The organism is Candidatus Poriferisocius sp., assembly GCF_965204015.1.
Lineage (GTDB): Bacteria > Actinomycetota > Acidimicrobiia > Acidimicrobiales > Bin134 > Poriferisocius.
The window spans coordinates 3808779-3827460 of the sequence record NZ_OZ241965.1; the positions used below are offsets into that span (position 1 = coordinate 3808779).

An 18682-nucleotide genomic window follows, 5' to 3' on the forward strand; every position below is an offset into this window, starting at 1 on the left:
CTAGCGGGCACACTGGGTGAGTGCTTGAGTCGGTTATTCTGCGCCGGGTGTTGTTGGGTGCCGCGGCCCTGATGGGTGCGGGAGCCATCCTGTTGGCTTTGTTGCTGGCCGACACCGACGACAACGACGTGAGCGTCACCGGCAATGCCGCGGTGGACGAGCTCATCCCCCCTCGCAACGCCGAAGTCCTCTCCCAAGAAACCGTCGGCATCGACCTGGCTAGCGGCTATGACGCCCGCTTGGCCATCAACGGAGTGGCCATCCCCCCCGAGCAGATTCGCCATCTGCCCAATATCAACCGCTTCACCTTCCGGCCCGATCAGAACAAGGTGATCGAGAGACTTCAAGCCGAGCAGAACTGCGTCCAGGCCACCTATTGGCGCCAAGAGGTCGGCCCCGACGACGCCAACACCATCTCTTGGTGCTTCACCGCCTCCTAGTGGGGTGATTCCGAGCCAGCCCCATCTCCTCGTCCATCGAGGGACCGAAGGGAAGCCTCCAGTTTGCGCAAGTAACCGGCGAACTCCTCCGGCTCTCCGGTTTGCAACCACTCCAACCGGTCTCGCTCGCGCTCCAGGTGCTCGCCCATGAGTCGGTCGATGAGGTTTCTGCCCTGGGGGCTGAGCTGGGCCATCATGACCCGGCGGTCGTCGGGATCGGGCACCCGGAGCACCAGATTGAGGTTCTCAAGCTGGTCCAGCCGCCCGGTCATGCCTCCAGAGGTGAGCATGGTCATGGCCGCCAAATCGCTCGGCTTCGCCTGGAAGGGCTCGCCGTTTCGCCGCAGCGCGGCCAATACGTCGAACAGGCCCAGGGTGAGGCCGTGGGGGCGGAGGAACTCAGCCATGGATTGCTCGAACAACCGGTCGATGCGGGAGATACGCCCGAAAATCCCGATGGGCGAGGCGTCCAAATCGGGCCGCTCACTGGCCCACTGCTCCAAGATCGAGTCCACCCGGTCAAATGTCACGACAACTCCCCCAACACCGCCCCAGCGGTATCTACTACTTGGTCCACCTCGGTAGCGGTGAAGGTAAACGGCGGGTAGATGCCCAAGTGGTCGGCTTGGGCCCGTACCAGTACCCCGGCTGCCTGGATGCGCCTCTGGGCCTCGGCCACCAAGGGCTCTGGGCTTTCCGCGGCCAGTTCCACCGCGGCCAGCATCCCCTCACCGCGAACCTCGGCCACCACTGGCAGGGAATCCAGGCTGTGTATCCGCTCCTGAAGGTGCCGGCCGGTCTGGAGACTGTGATCCACCAGTGATTCCCGTTCGAGGATCTCGATCACCTTCAGCCCGGCGACGCAGGCTGCGGGATGGCCGCTGTAGGTATAGCCGTGCATCAGCTCGATTGAGCCTTCGGGGTCGACAAACCCCTCGTGAATACGGCTGCTGGCGATGGCCGCCCCCATGGGGACATAGGCCGATGTCAACCCCTTGGCCACGGTCATGATGTCGGGGACCACGCCATAGCGGTGGCCGCCGAACCAGTGGCCCAGCCGTCCGAATCCGCAGACCACCTCGTCCAGCACCAGAAGTACATCATTGCGGTCACACATCGCCCTGACCTTGGATAGGTAGCCTTCCGGAGGCGGATAGACGCCTCCGGCGGCCTGCACGGGCTCCATAATCACGGCCGCGATGGTGCTCGGATCCCGGTAGGCCAGCTCCTGTTCCAGAGCGTCGATGTCGTGGGCCGGAACCTGGGAGCAGCCTTCCAGCAGCGGGCCGAATCCCGCCCGGTTCTCGGTCAGGCCACCCACCGATATCCCACCGAAGTTCATGCCGTGGTAGCCCCGGTGCAGCGACACGAATCCGGTTTTGGAGCCCTGGCCGACCCGGCGCCAGTACCCGCGGGCGATCTTCATGGCGGTCTCCACCGCCTCTGAGCCGGAGTTGGTGAAGAAGACGTGATTCAGATCGCCCGGCGTGCGGTCGGCAACCGCCTCGGCCAGTTCCCGAGCCCGAGGGTGGCTGTACCCGAAGAGGCACTGGTACTCCAGTGTGCGGAGTTGCTCGGCCACCGCGTCGGCGATCTCGGCTCGGCCGTGTCCCAAGATCACACAGGCCACTCCTCCGGCGGTGGCGTCGAGCAGTCGGGATCCATCATCGGTCATCACATAGTTGCCGTCCCCGGCCACGACCACCGGGGGCCGGCTGCCGCCCGCCGAGGTGAACGGCATCCACAGGGCGCCAGTTGTGCTGCTCACCGTCTCTCCCCGAACGATCGCTCCCGATCCAGGGCACCCGAGCTCACGATCCGCTCCGCGAGTCCCGCCAGGCCAGCAGGGATCCCAGCTCTTCAATCTGATAGTCGGGGCCCGAGCAGACCAGAATGAGGTGCTCGGCCCCCGCGGCCGCGTAATCGTCGTAGGTCGCATCGCTGGCGGTCTCGAACAGTGCCACCGTCCTCTCCACCTGAGACGGGTCGCGCTCGGCCCGCTCGCACCACCCGTCCAGCACGCTGTTGAGGTGAGCGATCTCGTCTGGGGTGCCCCATCCGTTCCAGGCGTCGGCCAGGCGGGCGCACACGTCCAGGGTCATGCGCTCCCCCAACCCACCGATCAGTATGGGGAGCGGGCCCATCGGGCCAGGACGGAGCTGTCCCAGCCGACGGCGGATGCGGTGGATGGCAACCTCCATCTCCCGTATTCGATCGGCATCGCCCGACATGGCATACCTATAGGAGTGGTAGTCCCGCTCCAGCCAGCCCGAGCCCAGGCCGAGCACCACCCGGCCCCCGGATGCGTGGTCCACGGTGCGAGCCATGTCGGCCAACAGATCGGGGTTGCGGAACCCCGTACAAGTGACCAGCGGGCCGATCATGGCCGTCTTGGTGACCGACGCCATGGCGGCCAGCGTGGTCCAGCACTCAAAGGCGGTGCCTTCGGGATCGCCGTCGATGGGAAAGAAGTGGTCGAAAGTCCAGATACTGTCGGCTCCGGCCCCATCGGCGTACTGCCAAGCGGCCTTCATGTCGGCCCAGCTCACATGGTTGGGCCGTATCTGGACGCCCACCCTCGGCGCCATCTCAGGCTCCTTCATGGCCATCTGCCCCCTCATGAGAAGCGGACAGACCGGTAATGAGCGACACCAGCTTCTGGGCGTCGGTGCTGCGGGCGTCGAGCAGCTCGATGAGCTGGCCTCGGCGCATGACTGCGATCCGGTCAGCCAGCCGAAACACCTGGTCGAGGTTGTGGCTCACCACGATGATGGTCAACTGGCGCTCTCGCAAGGTAGTGATGAGGTCTTCCACCCGGGCTGTCTCGGCGATACCCAGGGCTGCGGTGGGCTCATCCATGATGATCACTTCATTGCCCCAGTTCATGGCCCGGGCTATGGCCACTCCCTGGCGCTGGCCTCCGGAGAAATGCTGAACCGGGATGCGGACCGATGGGATCTTGATGTTGAGCCTCTTGATGATCTGCTCGGTCTCCCGGCGCATGGCCCGCTGGCGCAGGAAGGTGAAGGGACCCCATCCCAGCTTGATTTCCCGACCCATGAACAGGTTCTGGGCGGCATCGAGGTTGTCGGCCAACGCCAAGTCTTGATACACGGTCTCGATGCCTGCGGTCCGGGCGTCCAAGGGAGAGCGGAATCGGCGGACTTCGCCGTGCAGCACCACTGTTCCGGCATCGGGTTGCTCTGCCCCGGAAATCACCTTCAACAGAGTGCTCTTGCCGGCCCCGTTGTCGCCCACGATGGCGGTAAGGGTGCCGGTGGGAAAGTCCAGCGAAACGTCTCGGAGGGCGACCACTCCGCCGTAGCGTTTGTGGATCCCCGACACGCTCAGCGCGATATCCGACGACTCCGGCCCTCCAGCGCGGGGGGCGTCGACAACGGATCCGGATTGGGTGGCGGTCATGTTCTCGCTCCCTGCAATTGTTCGAACAGATAGTCAGGCGATACCGGAACTCGGTTCACCTCGACGCCCAACCCGGCCAGGGCGTCTTCGATGGCGTTGGCCACCGCGGCCGGAGGCGAGATAGCCCCGGCTTCCCCCACCCCCTTGATGCCCAGCGGGTTGAGGGGCGACGGCGTCTCCAAATGGGCGACGGCCAACTCGGGGACCCCAGCGGCGTCGGGTACCAGATAGTCGGCCAGACTCGGGTTCTGCGGCTGGCCCTCGGCGTCGTATACCGCCTGCTCAAACAGCGCGGCTCCGATCCCTTGAGCCACGCCTCCCATGATCTGGCCGTCCACGATCATGGTTGACAGCAGCGGCCCGCAGTCATGGGCCACCACATAGTCCAGGACCTCGACCGTGCCCGTGGACTGATCAACCGCGACTCGGGCGACGTGCACACCGGCGGCAAAGGTGACGGTCGGGGGCTCGAAACAGACCAGTTCCTCCAAACCGGCGCGGCTGCCGTTGGTCAAGACACCCCCGGGGGCGAAGCCAGTGGCCACCTCGGACAATTCCATTCGGCGGGTGGGGGTTCCCACCACCTCCACCGCGCCGTTGCGAATGCACAGGTCAGCGGGGGCCACTTCCCACTGCTCGGCCACCGCATCCACAATGCGGTTTCGCAACACCGTGGCGGCTTGGTGGATGGCGCTGCCGGCCACCACCGCACTGCGGCTGGCCAGCGTGCCCCAGCCGAACTCCACCGCGGCGGTGTCACCTCCGATCACCGTCACCCGGGCGGGATCGGCCCCGAGCGCCTGCGCACAGACCTCGGCAAACACCGTCTCATGGCCCTGGCCCTGAGAGCAGGCGCCAGTGGCCACCTCCACCCATCCGGTCTCGTCCACCCGTACTCGGGCGCTCTCAAACGGGCCAACCCCGGTGCCCTCCACATAGGAGGACACTCCAATGCCCACCAGCCGGCCAGCTTCGTCGCGAGCTCCTCCACGGAGCCCTTCGGAAATCTCGCTCATGGCCATAGCCGCCTCGAAGCAACCGGCGAAATCGCCGCTGTCGTAGGTCATGGCCGTGCCGTCCCGGTAGTTGAGCCCGACGGAATAGGGCATCTCGTCGGCGGAGATGAGGTTGCGGCGGCGAAGCTCCACCGGATCGATTCCCATCTCTCGGGCGGCCACGTCGAGGATGCGGTCCATGGCGAAGACTGCCTCGGGCCGGCCCGCACCCCGATAGGGCGAGTTCGGGGCCTTGTTGGTCACCACCGCGGTGGCCTCCACATCGAGCGCCGGTACCCGGTAGCAGCCGCATAGGTGGGCCAGCGTGTTGTAGGGCTGGACCACGCCGAGTGGGTTGGCTGCCCCGCTGTCCACTACGAAGCGGTCGCGTACGCCCAGGATGCGGGCGTCGCCGTCGAGGGCCAGTTCGATGTCATGGATCTGATCGCGGGATTGAATGGCGGCGAGGCCGTGCTCGCTCCGCTGCTCCACCCATTGGAGCGCCCCGCCCAGTTCCAGAGCGAGAAAGGCCAAGATCAGCTCCTCGGCGTAGGGAATGGCCTTGACTCCGAATCCGCCGCCCACATCGGGGGCTACCACCCGGATCCGGTGGGACGGGTGCCCCAGGGCCTTGGCCAGGGCGGTGCGCAGCGGATGGGGAATCTGGGTACTGCTCCATACCGTGAGCAGATCGGTGCGGGGATCGTGCTGGGCCACCACCCCCCTCGGTTCCATGGGGTGACAGGCCAGCCTTCCCGAGTGCAGTCGGCGGCGACTCACGTGAGCCGCGTCGGCGAAGGCGGCGCCAATGTCACCGAAACCGGCGGCCACGAACAGCGAGCGGTTATCGGGCCAGTGGTCGTACAGCCGGGGAGCGTCGTCGGCCAGGGCGGCAAAGGGGTCGACCACCGCCGGGCGGCTCTCCAACTCGAGGCCCACCCGATCGGCCGCGTCCGCCGCGCCGTAGGGGGTGTCGGCAATGACCACGGCAATGGGGTCTCCCACATGGCGCACCCGGTCTACGGCCAACAGCGGTCGCCCCTCATGACGCACGAACAGCCGGTCGTCGTCCAGGGATTCCAGCAATTTGTCCTGGTAGACGCCACCGTCAGCCTCGTTGGGGGCCATCGTGTCGATTCGCCCGATCAGGTCTTGGCCGATCCAGCCGTCAACGCCGGGAGGCAGTTCAACCCCGATCAGATCGGCGTGGGCCACCGGACTGCGCACAAAGGCCGCAAAGCGCATCGACGGCAGATCGATGTCGGCTACGTAGCGTCCGCCTCCCCGCAGGAGCCGGGAATCCTCGCGCCGCAGTTGCCTCACCGGGCCGTCTCCATGGCCCAGTAGTCCCACTGGGTGTGGGTGTACTCCTCCAGCGTGAGGCCGTCGGTCAACAGATCGTCGGTGAGTTCGGCTCGGTCGATGGACTCCACCGCTCCGATGCCTTGGGCCATGATCTGCAATCGGGCTGAGCGCTCAAGGTTCACCGCGCTCACCGTGGCCTCCTCGATTGACGAGCCCACCACGGTCAGGCCGTGGCCCTTCAACAGCACGCCTTTGCGGTCGCCCAGGGCCGCTGCCACGGCCCGGCCCCGGTCGGGGTTGTCGATCTGCACCGCGGAGTCATATACCGGCACACCGTCGGCAAACAGGGTGCACAGGTGCCAGACCGGGGCCAGGGGAACATCGGTCATCGAGAACGCGATGCAGTGCATGGGGTGGGCGTGGATCACCGCGCCCACGTCGGGCCGCACTCGGTAGATCTCGGTGTGCATGAAGCGCTCCCCGGGGGCGTCCATGGATCCCTCGACCACCTCGCCGTCCAAGTCCATCACCACCACGTCGCCCGGCTCGGTCTCGGCCAGGTCCTTCACGTCGTCGTGGGTGTGGCCCAGCACCGCCACCAAGCCAGTGCCGGGAACCCGGGCCGAGGGGTGGCCGAAGGGCCCGATCAGCCGCTCTCGGACCAATATCCGGGTGGAGGTGGCGATCTTGTCCTTGAGGGACGCAATGACCTCGGTGGGGTGGCTGCTCATGGTCGCGCTCCGATGTCGAGAATGTGGACGACTTTGGTTCGGGTGTAGCTGAGCAGCGACTCCATCGACCCCTCTGCTCCCAGCCCGGAGTCCTTGTATCCCCCGAACGGGGTTTCCAAGAAGTGCTGGCCTCGCCCGTTGATCCATACGCATCCGGCCTGCACCTGGCGCGCGGTGTCCATCGCCCAGTCCAAGTCGTTGGTGATGATGTTGGCGGTCAGCCCGTAGCGGGTGGCGTTGGCCTGGGCGATGAGGTCGTCTCTGTCCTGCCATTCCAGCACCGAAAGCACCGGGCCGAAGATCTCCTCGGTAGCGATGACATGGCCCGGCGCCACCCGGTCGAACAGCGTGGGGGCCAGGTAGTACCCGCCGTCGGGCACCCCGTCGGGCGGGCCTTCGCCCCTGACCAGCCGGGCGCCCTCGGACGTCCCGGTCTCCACGTAGCCGCGCACCCGACTGAGCTGGGGCTCGGAGACGAGCGGTCCCATGGTGGTGGCCGGATCGAGGGGGTCGCCCACCTTGATCCGGTCGAGCCGGGCGGCCACCGCATCCACCACGTCATCGCGCATCCCCACTGGCACATACAGCCGCGAAGTCGATCCGCACGACTGTCCCTGAGAAGACTCAAAGTTCATTCCCCCCACGGCCTGCTCGGCCACATAAGCGGGGTCGGCATCGGGCGCCACCAGCAAGGGGTTCTTGCCCCCCAACTCCACGGTGACGTGCTTCACATGGCCCGACGCCGCGGCCGCTTCCATAACCCGCAGCCCGGTCGTCCCCCGGCCGGTGAATCCGATCCGGCCAATGCCCGGATGGGCCACCAAAGCCTCGCCGGTGATGGCCCCGTCGCCGGTGAGCACGGTGAGCACCCCGGGGGGGAGGATCTCGGCGGCCAAATATGCCACTTCCAGGGGGGAGATCGGGGTTTGGTCTGGGGCCTTCACGATCACGGTGTTGCCCGCGGCCAAAGGGGCGGCTGCGTGAAAGAGGGTGAACATCAGCGGGTGGTTGAACGGCAGGATGCGGGCCACCACGCCATAGGGCTCTCGAAGGGTCAGATGGAGGCCGTTGGCCGAAGCCGGAAGGGTCTTGCCGTGCAGTTCCCGGGCGATGCCGGCGAAGTAGTCCAAGGCGTCAGCTCCGTAGACCACGTCGTTGCGCATGGCAGCCAGGGGGTTGCCGCTGTCCAAGGCGTCGATCCGGGCGAGTTGCTCGGCCTGAGCCCGCACCGCATCGGCCAGATCGCGCAGATATCGCCCCCGTTCGGCCGCCGAGAGGCCGGCCCACGCCTGTTGCGCGTCGGTCGCGGCCGCTACGGCTTGATCCACTACTTCGGCATCGGACAGCGGCACCTCGGCCACGATCTCCCCGGTGCCCGGCGCGGTGGCGGGCATGAGAGTGGCCGCGGTGACCTCGCGGTCTCCCACTACCAGCGGGTAGCGGTCGCGAACAGCTGCTTCGGGGAACCCGGAGGTCATGGCACAATCACCGGCTTCATCTCCGTGCCAGCCCTCATGGCGGCCAGGGCGTCGGTCACCTGTTCCAGCGAGTAGGTCTTCGAGCACACCACCGATTCCAACTCCAGCGCAGCCCCGTGCCGATCCAGGAACTGAAAGGCGTCGTGGAAATGGGAGATGTCGGCCGACAGGGAGGTTCGCACCGTGAGCTGGCGGACCTTCATGGCAGTGGTATCCACCGGGACTGACTGGCCGTGGGCCTGGCCGACCACCATGAGCGCGCCGCCGGCCCGCACCATCTCCATTCCCTCGGTGAAGGCGTCGGGAGGCCCCGCGCACTCGAACACCACGTCGGCGCCCCGGCCGTCGGTCAGGTCGCGGACTGCCTCGATTCGCTCCTCGGGCTCAGTGTGGTCGATGTCGATGCGGGCGGTGAGGCCCCATTTCTCGGTGGCCGCCAGCCGGGAGGCGGGCGCGCCGATGAGCACCACCTGGTGGGCCCCGCTGTGCAAGGCGGCCGCCGCGCACAAAACGCCCACCGGGCCGGCGCCGAGCACCGCCACGGTGTCACTGAAGCGGATGCGGGGCAGACGGTCGAAGGCGTGCATCACGGTGCGGAGCGCGCAGGTGGACGCGGACGCCAGCGGGCTGGACACGCTGTCGGGCACCCGCAGCACCCGTGAATCGGGCGACACGTGGAGGTGCTCGGAGAATGTGCCGTTGACGGCCCCCTCCTCATAGGGGCCCCACCCGTAGCCCATGGTGTTCTCGCACAGGGTGGGCTGTTTGGCCACTGCGCAGAAGTAGCACCGACCGCACCAGTTGTGAGCCCAGATGATGCGGTCGCCCGGTCGCAGCGGCTGGCCTCGCGCGTCGCGCTCCAAACCCGCGCCGAGCTCCAAAACCGTTCCAGCGCCCTCATGGCCCAATATCAGCGGCAGACGGGCCAGTTGATCGAAGACTCCGTCGCAGATGTGGACGTCGGTTCCGCACACGGTGGCGGCATCGATGCGCACCAGGGCGCCCCCCGGCATCACCGGCCCCAGCTTCAGGCGTTCGACCGCGGGACCGCGGGCATAGTCGGCCAAAACCACTGCTCGGCTCATTCGGGGACCTTTCGCCAAATGGGGCCCCGTTCGACAACCGGGTCGAGCAGTCCTTCGGCCACCCATTCGGTATAGGCGAAGGGGTCGTAGGTCTTGGCCACCTGGCCCGGATAGCCGATGCGGTCGCGCACCACCGGGCTGAGGTAGTAGCAGGCCGCCACCACGGTGGTCAGGGCGGTGTAGGCGTCTTCGTTCTCGGAAAGGAAGGCCGACAGCCTCTCCACGGTGAACGTTGACGGATCGAGCGCGGCCAAGGCCTCGACCAGCGGCTGGCACAGATCGTCGCGCCATCCCAACACCTCGTCGAGATAGGAGCCCACCGCCCTCACTTCGGAGGCTGAGGGCATGCCGTAGCCCGCGGGCAGCATGATGTCGGCCAACTGTTCCAATCGACCAATGTCGATAACGGTGCTGTTGTCGGCAGATGTCATGCCGGAACCTTCTGCTCGTTTCGGTTTCGGACCAGCAGATCGGCCGTTCGCAGGGCTAGTGCAGTGATGGTGCAGGTGGGGTTCACTCCCGAGCTGGTCACGAACACGCTGGCGTCGGCGACGTACAGATTGGCCACATCATGGGCCTGCTGGCGGGCGTTGACCACCGATGTCGCCGGGTCGTCTCCCATGCGGGCGGTACCCATGAGGTGCCACCCCGAATAGGGAATCATGCTGGCCACCGCGGTCTCCTGGCAGCCCGATGCTGTGAGCGACTCGGTAGCCCGCTCTTCCTGGAAGGCCATCAGCCGCCGGGAGTGGTCAGAGATCCGATAGCTCACCCGGGGCGCGGGAATGCCGTGGCTGTCGGTGCGGTCTGGGTCGAGTTTCACCCGGTTGTACTCCTCGGGGAGGTCCTCGCCGAAGATGGCCCAACTCGCCCCCCGCCCGAATGTCCGTCCCATGAGCTGGTGGTGATCGGGTCCCCACACCTCGTTGCCGGCCCTCATGGGCAATATGTGGTTGAGGGGGCCGCCGACCGGCGAAAGCGCCCACTTGGCCCCGCGCACGAACTCTCGGTCGGCGTCGGTCTCGTAAAACTGGTAGGTGGTGATGCTGGCCCCGAAGTGGCCCTGCCAGCCCTCCACCTGATCGTCCCACCATCCGGTAACCACCGAGAACGGGTGCATCATCAAGCGCCGACCCACGAGTCCGCTGGAGTTGGCCAACCCATCAGGGCAAAAGCGGTCGTCGGCCGAGAGCAACAGCAACCGCGCCGTGCCCACCGCGTTGGCTGCCAGGATCACCACGTCGGCTTCTTGGTGGTGCTCGACTCCGGCATGGTCCAGCCACACGGCTCCGGTGGCCAACCCCCGAGGCCCGATGGTGATCCGGCTGACCCGGGCACCGGTGATGAGCCGGGCCCCGGCGGCCGTCGCCTGGGGCCAATGGGTCAGGTCGGTGGAGGCTTTGGCCCCCTCAGCGCATCCCGAGGTGCACACTCCCCGCTGCACGCACGGCCGCCGCCCGTCGTAGGGGGCCGACAAGATGGCATTGGGCTCGGGCCACCAGTGCCATCCCAGCCGATTGTGGCCCTCGGCTACCCGCCTCCCAGCCACTCCCAGGGGCAGCGGCGGCAGCGGGTAGTCGTCATGGGGCGGGTAGGCCGGATCGCCGGCGAGGCCGGAAACGCCGATCTGGCGGTCGATGGTGTTGTAGTAGGGAACCAGGTCCCGGTAGGCGATGGGCCAGTCGTCGGCCACCCCATCCAGGGTCCGCACTCGCAGATCTGATGGGAGCATCCGCGGCCAGGTCCCGGCGTAGATGATCATGCTGCCCCCCACCGCGTTGTACATGAGGGGTTCGATGTCGGAGTCGTCGTGGACAACCGGGTAGTCCTCCGGTCGATTCCGCACATTGGGACTCATGGCCCAGTCCCTGCGGATGGCCAGCTCCCAGTCGGGGCGGGTGCCCGGGAACGAAGACCTATCGGGCCAATCGCCCTGCTCGAGGCAGACCACGTCGAAGCCGTGCTCGGCGAGGTGGCGCGCCGCCACCCCGCCGGACGCACCGGCGCCGATGATGAGGACGTCGGCCCGATAGGTCATGTTCGCTGTCGAAAATCCGGAAGGGAAGGACCCCTAGCGGAGATCGGCGTTGGTCATGCCTTCAATGGTGTCGGCATCCACCACGAAGGTGGGCGCCTGGATGAAGTAGCCCTGGCCGGTGCTGCCGGTGGTTAGGTATTGGTGGGCGACCTCGGCGGTCTGCCAACCCCACTGATAGCCCCGCAAGGCAATGGTCATGTCCACGCCGGATCCGGCCCGGATCTGATCGAATACCGCCGGCTCGCCGTCGGTTCCGCTGATGAGGATGTCGGCGTGGGCGATGCCCGCCTCTTCCACTGCGGTGGCGGCGCCCAGAGCCAGGGCGTCGCTGTCTGCCCAGATTCCGTCGAGATCGGGATTGGCGGTCAACGCGTCCTGGGCCAAACGGAGGCCCTCCTCAGCGGTGAAGCTGTTGGCGCTCTGGTTGAACACCACCTCGATGCCGGGGTTGTTCTCCATGGTGTGCTCGAAGCCCTCGCGGCGCTTCTCCACGTACTCGCTGGCGCCCGGGCCACCGATACGGGCGATCTTGCCCGAACCGCCGAGCTGTTCGACCATCCACTCGGTCTGCTTGGTGCCCTCAACGCCCCAGTCGGTGCCGATGAAGCCGATCTCCGGGGCGGCCTCCTGCACGCTGTCGCCGGTGGACAACATGGGAATGCCGGCGGCCGCGGCGGCCTCATAAGCGGGAATGAGCGCTTGGCGGTCGCCCGGCGAGGCGATGATGAGGTCGACTCCCTGGGTCACGAAGTCCTCGATCTGAGCCACTTGGTCTTCGATCACGTAGGCGGCGTCGGCGGCGACGAAGTTCCAGCAGTTACCGGCACCGAAGTCGCGGAGACCAGCTTCGAGGTCGCGGAAGTACAGGATGAAGGTGGCCAGATTGGCGTACCGCACCTCGTAGGTCTCCTCACAACCCCCGTCTCCCGACGCGGTGTCGTCGTCATCGTCGTTGCCGCACGCCGATGCCACCAGCCCAAAGGCCAATAGCAGCGCCAGCAGCTTGAACAACAGATTCTTGGTTTTCATTGTGCTCCCCTCCGGGTGTTTATGGTTGCTCCGACGTCGAGGTGGCCGATTGTTCGGCCGGCTCCACGCCTTGGAGTTCTAGGTCTTCCGAGCGGGCCGATTGCTCGGCCAGCTCGATAGCACGGCGCTCTTCGTCGAGCTCGTGCTCGACTTCGACTTCGATGGCGGTGTCCTCGCTTCGGTTGGCCCACCGTTCCAGGTACCTGCGCAAGAACTGCGATGTCATGGCCAACACGAAAACGACGCCGAGCCACACGTCCTGCATGTTGGACGACACATTGAGCAGGTTGAGGCTGTTGCGAATCACCCCGATCAGCAGCACGCCGGCCAGCGTGCGGGGAATCGACCCCCGACCTCCGAACAGATTGGTGCCGCCCAGTACCACCGCGGCCACCGCGTACAGCTCGGTGAGCACGGCGGCATTGGGCTGGCCGACGTTGACCCGCCCCAACAGGGTGAAGCCGCCGACGGCAACGGCCAGGCCCCCCAGCACGAAAACGGTGACCCGCACCCGAGTGACGTTTATGCCGGCTCGGCGGGCTGCTTCGGCATTGCCTCCCACCGCGTAGATCCGCAATCCGAACCGGGAATAGCGAAGGATGATGTGGTAGACGACACCGAGACCCAGCGCCACCCAAATGGGCATTCGCAGCCCGATGAACTCCCCGCTCCACCACGCTTTCCAGCCGCCGGGTAGGTTGCCCACGGTATTGCCCGCGGTGATCTCTCGGGCCAAGCCCCGGGCCATGATCAGAAGTCCCAGGGTGGTGATGAACGAGGGGACTCTGAGCACCGCAGTGATCAGCCCGTTGAACAGCCCGGCGGCTATGCCCACCCCCGCTCCGGCCAACAGGCCGAGCACGATGCTGTTGTTGCGGACCATGGTCTCGGCCGCCACGACCCCGATCAGGGCCAAAACCGACCCTTGGGACAGATCCAGTTCGGCGGTGATTATCACCAGGGTCATTCCGAAAGCCGCGCAGGCCAAGAACGAGGTTTGCAGCAAGATGTTCTGGAGATTTCCGGTGGTCAGGAACACGTCGGATTTGACGGTCATGACTGCGCCCAGGATGACGACCACGAATATGGCGAACCCGGCCTCCACCACCCGGGGAATAGCGACCCGGATCTTGTCCCAGCCCATGGCGGCCGAGGGCTCAGTCATGGGGCCACCCGCTGATTCGACTGGGTGCGATGGGCTTCGATGCCCTCGACCACCAGGCCGACCAATGCGTCGAGGTAGAGCTCGCCGGCGTCGGCCGTGGCCCCGCGCGGATCACCGATGATGCCGACCGGGGATACTGCCGCCATGCCCTCAGAGCGCAGCTTGGCGCTGGCTGAGGCCGCTGGTCCTACGTGGCCGGCGACTGCTGAGTCCAAATCCACCCGGTCGGGGGCGACAACCAGCATGATGCTGGTTTCGAAGTGCCCACCATGGGTACCCACTACTTCTCGATCCATGTTGAGCCGGGTCTCAGCTGCTTGGTGAATGGCATCTCGCTGGGCGGGCCAATCGTCAAACGACACCACTCGGGCACGGTCGTCGGCGTCGAGCTCAGACAGGGCCGCGGCCATTGCCCCGACGTTTCCGGCATGGCCGGTTACCAGATAGGCGCCGCGGAATCCGTGGCTCAGCAGAGTTTGGATCACCTCAACCAGGACGTCGCTGAGGGTCTCGTCGCTCAAGCTGGCCGTGCCCGGGAACGTGAGGTGATGGCTGGAGGAGCCAACGGGAATGCAGGGCGAAACCACGCACTCCCCTACTTCTTGAGCCGCCCGATCGGCTACTGCCTCGGCGATGAGGGCGTCAGTGTCGAGGGGAAGATGGGGACCGTGCTGCTCGAGAGCACCCAAGGGGATCATCACATCCAATGGGCCCAGGTCGAGCCGCTCGCTCAGAGCCGTCCAGCTCATCTCACCCAGTCGCACGGTCCCCTCAGAGATCGGTGAGAGCGGCGTCGAGGTAGGTGGGCTTTTGCGGGCGGCCCACGCCTATCACAACCTGCACCAAGGCCTCTTCATCGGTGTGGTTTCGCAAGCCATGCATGATCCCGGCAGGGCTGTAGATCATCTCTCGCTCTTTCAGAACGGTGTCGAGAATCCGGCCGTCGTCGTCTTCCCACCATGCGGTCAACTCACCCTTGACCACAAAGAAGACCTCTTCCACTTCGTGGGCGTGCGATGGTGCTTCGGCTCCCGGGGGCATCATCATCACCGACAGGGTGAAGTTGTCGGCGGTGACGGTTCCGGGTTCGTAGTGCTTTCCGGTGATGCTCGCCCCCACCATTCGCACATGGGCTCGTCGGTACTTCTCCTTGAGGTCTCCCTGAGCGGCAAATGGGCCCCAGTCCAGCTCCTTGCTCCCATACCGCTGGATGTGCTCGTTGAACTCAGCTTCAGTGAACTGACTCGCCATCTGGTCCCTCCCCCTAGGTATTTCAGTGCTCGGTATCTTAGGGCCAAAGTTTCCTCGGTGCTCAGGGGCCTCCTCATGGGAGACGCAGGTCGCTAAATGAGTTGTCGCTGTCGGGCCAGAGCGACGGCTTGTCCGGGCCGGGAGGGCGCGATCAGAACGGCGCTGGTTTGGACTTCGTCAGCTCGGTTCCCTCTCCGGGTTGGGGGGGTCAAGGTGATCGGCTGGTTCGCGGTCAGTTCCAAGATCAACCCGGTCGCGCCTTGGCTCAAGTCGAAGGCGCCTGATCCCTGCTCAGCCGGGCCAAAGGCGGATACAACTCGGCGGCGCAGCAACACGGGGTCTTGTACTGCCAGGTGGTCATGGAGCACAACCCCGGCGGGAACGAAGACCAACCACCGTCGAGTGAGCGCATAGAGCGAGCGGCCTCCGAGCACGGCAACTGCACCGCCTACCACGGTGATAAGCGCGCCCAAGACCCATTGCTCGGCGGCCAGAAGGAGCGGTCCGCTGACCAGACCGCCGACCGTGATCACTGCTGCCGCGGGCAGCGGACCAGCCAGCAGCACCGTCGGTGGTCGAAGCAGCAATCGGACCTCGTCGCCATAGGAGATGGCGTTCACGAAAACTTGGCCGACCGGTGAGCTCAAACAAACTGCGGCCATCGCTCCGGTAATGGCGGCGACCAGCGCGACCTCGCCCCAATCGGCATCGCCCAACCCCGCCCACACCAGAGCCGCTACTGCCGACGGCACGGCCAGCCGAACCAGCACCAAGGTCGCCGGGTGGGCGAGCAGGGAGCCCACCAACACCCCACCCCAAAGGACCCACAGACCCACCGACGCGGTCGACCGCCACGCGGCCGACGCATCGTGCAGCCCGTCGGCCAACACCGGCCCGGCAGTGAACGGCAGCGCCGCCCACCACACCCTCACGGCCCACACCCACACCCGATCCCCACCGAGACCTCTCACCCACCCCACTACAGCACCTCCCCCACTTCAGCCCAAACCGGCCACCCCTGTCAGCGGTCGGCAGTACTATCCGGCAGGTGACGGAAGGGGCAGAAGACCGTGCAGAGCATCGCATCGCGGAGTTGGTCGAACTCATCCGCTACCACGATCAGCTTTATCACACCGATGACGTCCCGGAGATTCCTGATGCCGACTATGACCTGCTCAAACGGGAACTGCTGGAGCTTGAGGCAACCCACCCGGAGTTAACTCGACCCGATTCCCCAACCCAGACGGTTGGGGCGGACCCGTCGACACTGTTCGAGCCGGTGGAGCACCGGGTGCCGATGATGTCGCTCGACAATGCCTTCGACCGGGACGAGCTGAGTGCATGGGCTGACCGGGCGAAGCGCCGCTTGGCCGCTGAGGATTTCGGCGGCCTGGTTTGCGAGCTCAAGTTCGACGGTCTGGCCGTTTCGCTGCGCTATGAAGACGGCAGGCTGGTGCAGGCAGCTACCCGAGGCAATGGGCGGGTGGGCGAGGACATCACTGCGAACGTTCTCACCCTCAGGACTGTCCCCCACCGACTCCCTGCGGAGGCACCTCAAGTTCTCGAAGTGCGAGGTGAGGTTTACATGCCCCTGGCCGCTTTTGATGCGCTCAACGCTCACCAAGACGCCGAAGGTAAGCCTCGTTACGCCAACCCCCGAAACACCGCAGCCGGCTCGCTGCGCCAGAAAGATCCATCGATCACTGCTACGAGGGGCTTGTCGATGTGGTGCTATTCAGTTGGCGAAGTCCAGGGAGGCCCTGAGGTAGCCACCCATAGCGCCACCCTGGAGTACTTGGACAGTCTGGGCCTGCCGGTCAACCCGGAGACCGCCGCAGTGGACTCGGTTGACGCAGCCTGGCAATTCGTCGAGCGGTGCGAGACCATGCGGCACGACCTGCCTTATGAGATTGACGGCGCGGTCATCAAGGTCGACCGCTTGGATCTCCAGCAGGAACTCGGATCCACCAGTCGGGCTCCCCGCTGGGCTGTCGCATACAAGCTCCCCCCTGAGGAACAGACCACCGGGCTCTTAGATATCCATGTCTCCATCGGAAGCAAAGGCAAGGCCACCCCGTTTGCAGTGCTGGAGCCGGTGTTTGTCGGCGGTTCCACCGTGGCGATGGCCACCCTGCACAACGAAGATCAGGTGCGGGAGAAAGACGTTCGTCCCGGTGACACCGTGGTGGTCCGCAAGGCCGGCGATGTGATTCCCGAAGTGCTGCGACCAGTGCTGGCCGACCGCCCCTCTGGGCTCCCCGAGTGGGTGTTCCCAGAGGTGTGCCCCTGCCCCCACCAACAGCCGCTGACCCGACAGGGGGGCGACGCAGCCCACTACTGCCGCTTTTCCCGCTGTCCCGAGCAGCTCCGAGGCTGGATCGAGCACTTTGCCGCCCGGAACGCCCTCGACATCGAGCATTTGGGTGAGCAGCGAGTGCGTTTGTTCATCGATCTTGGCTTTATCACCGATGTGAGCGACATCTACGCCCTTCCCTATGACCGCATCCGCGAACTGGAGGGGTTCGGCGAGCTCTCAGTGGCCAACTTGGCCGACGCCATTGAGGCTTCCAAACAGCAGCCTTTGGCCCGGCTGCTGGTAGGTCTCAATATTCGCCATCTGGGCGACACCACTTGTGAGTTGCTGGCCGATGACCTTGGTTCTTTGGACCGCATCATGGGGGCCTCAGTCGAGGAGCTGGCCGATATTGACGGCATCGGCCCGATCATCGCCGAAAGCGTGCACGAATTCTTCCAGTCGGATGTCAACCAGGAGATCATCCAGAGGTTGCCCAAGGAGTTGCGAGAGGCCAAGTCTTCCGACCCCGACGCCGAGGCCGAATCGCTGCCTCAAACCTTGGAGGGGATGACCATCGTGGTCACCGGCGGGCTGGAGGGGTACACCCGCGACGGAGTCGGGGCGGCTATCAAGGCTCGGGGTGGCAAGTCCCCGGGCGGCGTGTCGTCCAAGACCACCGCCTTGGTGGTGGGCGAGAACCCGGGTGCCTCCAAGCTGGACAAAGCCGAGAAGTTGGGCGTTCCGATCCTCAATGAGGCACAGTTCCAGCGGCTCATTGAGACCGGAGAATTGCCATGATTGAAGCAGTGTTTTGGGATTTCGGCGGGGTGTTTACCGGCTCGCCGTTTCATCTCGACGACTTCGCCCGCTCGCTGGGCACCACCAACGAGCGCCTCTTGGAGCATGTGTTCGGGCGATACGAGGCCGATGGCGACCATCCCTGGCACCGTCTGGAGCGGGGCGAGGGAACTCTGGCCGAGGCGCTGGAGGCGGCCGATGAGTCCTGCCGGGCCGACGGCATCGAGGGGTTCAGTTCCGAGGGGTTCTTCAAGGCCATGAGCGGCACCGACAGCGACGAGCGGCGAGAGCGAGCAGTCTCCAAAGTCAGAGCACTCAACGATTCGGGCATACGACAGGCCATCATCACCAACAACGCGAAGGAATTCGGCGACATGTGGCGCCAGCTCATCCCGGTCGATGAGCTGTTCGAGGCAGTGATCGACTCCAGCGCAGTGGGCATGCGCAAGCCCGATGCGAGGATCTACCAGCTCGCCCTCCAGAAATTGGAGGTTTCTCGCCCGGAAACGAGCGCCTTTCTGGACGATTTCGAGCCCAATGTGGTGGCTGCCCGAGACCTCGGTATGCACGGTGTGCTGGTAGGAGATGACATCGCTCCCGCCCTAGCTGAACTCGACCGGCTTCTCGGAACTGGCTAGCGCCCGCGGG

18 protein-coding genes are annotated in these 18682 nt (G+C 65.7%); 3 read left to right on the forward strand and 15 right to left on the reverse strand.

Translation table 11 applies throughout. From position 1 onward, the window contains the following. Window positions 1-20 precede the first annotated feature (20 nt). Window positions 21-440: a hypothetical protein gene (locus tag ACOGJC_RS17260; RefSeq protein ID WP_419846231.1), complete on the forward strand. Its 420-nt coding sequence runs from the start codon at window positions 21-23 to the stop codon at window positions 438-440. Here the strand turns inward: ACOGJC_RS17260 and ACOGJC_RS17265 are convergent. The 15 genes from ACOGJC_RS17265 to ACOGJC_RS17335 all read right to left on the reverse strand — a co-directional run bounded on the left by ACOGJC_RS17265 (window position 437) and on the right by ACOGJC_RS17335 (window position 15920). Then, the gene (locus ACOGJC_RS17265) at window positions 437-970 is read right to left on the reverse strand and encodes a MarR family winged helix-turn-helix transcriptional regulator (RefSeq protein WP_419846232.1); all 534 of its coding nucleotides are present in this window, start codon (window positions 968-970) and stop codon (window positions 437-439) included. The two genes, ACOGJC_RS17260 and ACOGJC_RS17265, sit on opposite strands and share 4 nt — an antisense overlap. Continuing rightward, on the reverse strand, window positions 967-2208 hold the full coding sequence (locus ACOGJC_RS17270) for an aspartate aminotransferase family protein (RefSeq protein ID WP_419846233.1): 1242 nt from the start codon (window positions 2206-2208) through the stop codon (window positions 967-969). The genes ACOGJC_RS17265 and ACOGJC_RS17270 overlap by 4 nt, the downstream gene beginning before the upstream one ends. Before the next feature lie 43 nt (window positions 2209-2251). Continuing rightward, window positions 2252-3049 (reverse strand): LLM class F420-dependent oxidoreductase, encoded by a 798-nt coding sequence (locus tag ACOGJC_RS17275; protein ID WP_419846234.1) that lies wholly within the window; start codon window positions 3047-3049, stop codon window positions 2252-2254. Then, a complete protein-coding gene (locus ACOGJC_RS17280; protein ID WP_419846235.1) occupies window positions 3030-3863 on the reverse strand; it encodes an ATP-binding cassette domain-containing protein in 834 nt (277 codons plus the stop codon). Before ACOGJC_RS17280 ends, ACOGJC_RS17275 begins: the two co-directional genes overlap by 20 nt. Continuing rightward, window positions 3860-6181, reverse strand: coding sequence for a xanthine dehydrogenase family protein molybdopterin-binding subunit (locus ACOGJC_RS17285; RefSeq protein ID WP_419846236.1), 2322 nt, complete (start codon window positions 6179-6181; stop codon window positions 3860-3862). Before ACOGJC_RS17285 ends, ACOGJC_RS17280 begins: the two co-directional genes overlap by 4 nt. Next, a complete protein-coding gene (locus ACOGJC_RS17290) occupies window positions 6178-6894 on the reverse strand; it encodes a class II aldolase/adducin family protein (RefSeq protein WP_419846237.1) in 717 nt (238 codons plus the stop codon). Before ACOGJC_RS17290 ends, ACOGJC_RS17285 begins: the two co-directional genes overlap by 4 nt. Beyond that, a complete protein-coding gene (locus ACOGJC_RS17295) occupies window positions 6891-8372 on the reverse strand; it encodes an aldehyde dehydrogenase family protein (RefSeq protein WP_419846238.1) in 1482 nt (493 codons plus the stop codon). Before ACOGJC_RS17295 ends, ACOGJC_RS17290 begins: the two co-directional genes overlap by 4 nt. Further along, on the reverse strand, window positions 8369-9457 hold the full coding sequence (locus ACOGJC_RS17300) for a zinc-binding dehydrogenase (protein ID WP_419846239.1): 1089 nt from the start codon (window positions 9455-9457) through the stop codon (window positions 8369-8371). Before ACOGJC_RS17300 ends, ACOGJC_RS17295 begins: the two co-directional genes overlap by 4 nt. Then, window positions 9454-9888 carry a hypothetical protein gene (locus tag ACOGJC_RS17305; RefSeq protein ID WP_419846240.1) on the reverse strand — a complete coding sequence of 145 codons (435 nt, stop codon included), beginning with the start codon at window positions 9886-9888 and terminating at the stop codon, window positions 9454-9456. Before ACOGJC_RS17305 ends, ACOGJC_RS17300 begins: the two co-directional genes overlap by 4 nt. Continuing rightward, window positions 9885-11495, reverse strand: coding sequence for a GMC family oxidoreductase (locus ACOGJC_RS17310; RefSeq protein WP_419846241.1), 1611 nt, complete (start codon window positions 11493-11495; stop codon window positions 9885-9887). The genes ACOGJC_RS17305 and ACOGJC_RS17310 overlap by 4 nt, the downstream gene beginning before the upstream one ends. A gap of 33 nt (window positions 11496-11528) precedes the next feature. Next, a complete protein-coding gene (locus ACOGJC_RS17315; protein ID WP_419846242.1) occupies window positions 11529-12524 on the reverse strand; it encodes a sugar ABC transporter substrate-binding protein in 996 nt (331 codons plus the stop codon). Window positions 12525-12543: 19 nt separating this feature from the next. After that, window positions 12544-13689 carry an ABC transporter permease gene (locus tag ACOGJC_RS17320; protein ID WP_419846243.1) on the reverse strand — a complete coding sequence of 382 codons (1146 nt, stop codon included), beginning with the start codon at window positions 13687-13689 and terminating at the stop codon, window positions 12544-12546. Beyond that, window positions 13686-14438 (reverse strand): creatininase family protein, encoded by a 753-nt coding sequence (locus ACOGJC_RS17325; RefSeq protein WP_419846244.1) that lies wholly within the window; start codon window positions 14436-14438, stop codon window positions 13686-13688. The genes ACOGJC_RS17320 and ACOGJC_RS17325 overlap by 4 nt, the downstream gene beginning before the upstream one ends. A gap of 22 nt (window positions 14439-14460) precedes the next feature. Then, window positions 14461-14940 (reverse strand): dimethylsulfonioproprionate lyase family protein, encoded by a 480-nt coding sequence (locus ACOGJC_RS17330; RefSeq protein ID WP_419846245.1) that lies wholly within the window; start codon window positions 14938-14940, stop codon window positions 14461-14463. Between the two features lie 92 nt (window positions 14941-15032). Then, on the reverse strand, window positions 15033-15920 hold the full coding sequence (locus ACOGJC_RS17335) for a hypothetical protein (RefSeq protein WP_419846246.1): 888 nt from the start codon (window positions 15918-15920) through the stop codon (window positions 15033-15035). Window positions 15921-15988: 68 nt separating this feature from the next. On the opposite strand from ACOGJC_RS17335, the gene ligA reads away from it, so the two are divergent. Both ligA and ACOGJC_RS17345 read left to right on the forward strand, forming a co-directional pair. Further along, window positions 15989-18034, forward strand: coding sequence for an NAD-dependent DNA ligase LigA (gene ligA / locus ACOGJC_RS17340; protein ID WP_419846247.1), 2046 nt, complete (start codon window positions 15989-15991; stop codon window positions 18032-18034). Beyond that, window positions 18031-18672 carry an HAD family hydrolase gene (locus tag ACOGJC_RS17345; RefSeq protein WP_419846248.1) on the forward strand — a complete coding sequence of 214 codons (642 nt, stop codon included), beginning with the start codon at window positions 18031-18033 and terminating at the stop codon, window positions 18670-18672. The genes ligA and ACOGJC_RS17345 overlap by 4 nt, the downstream gene beginning before the upstream one ends. Window positions 18673-18682 lie beyond the last annotated feature (10 nt).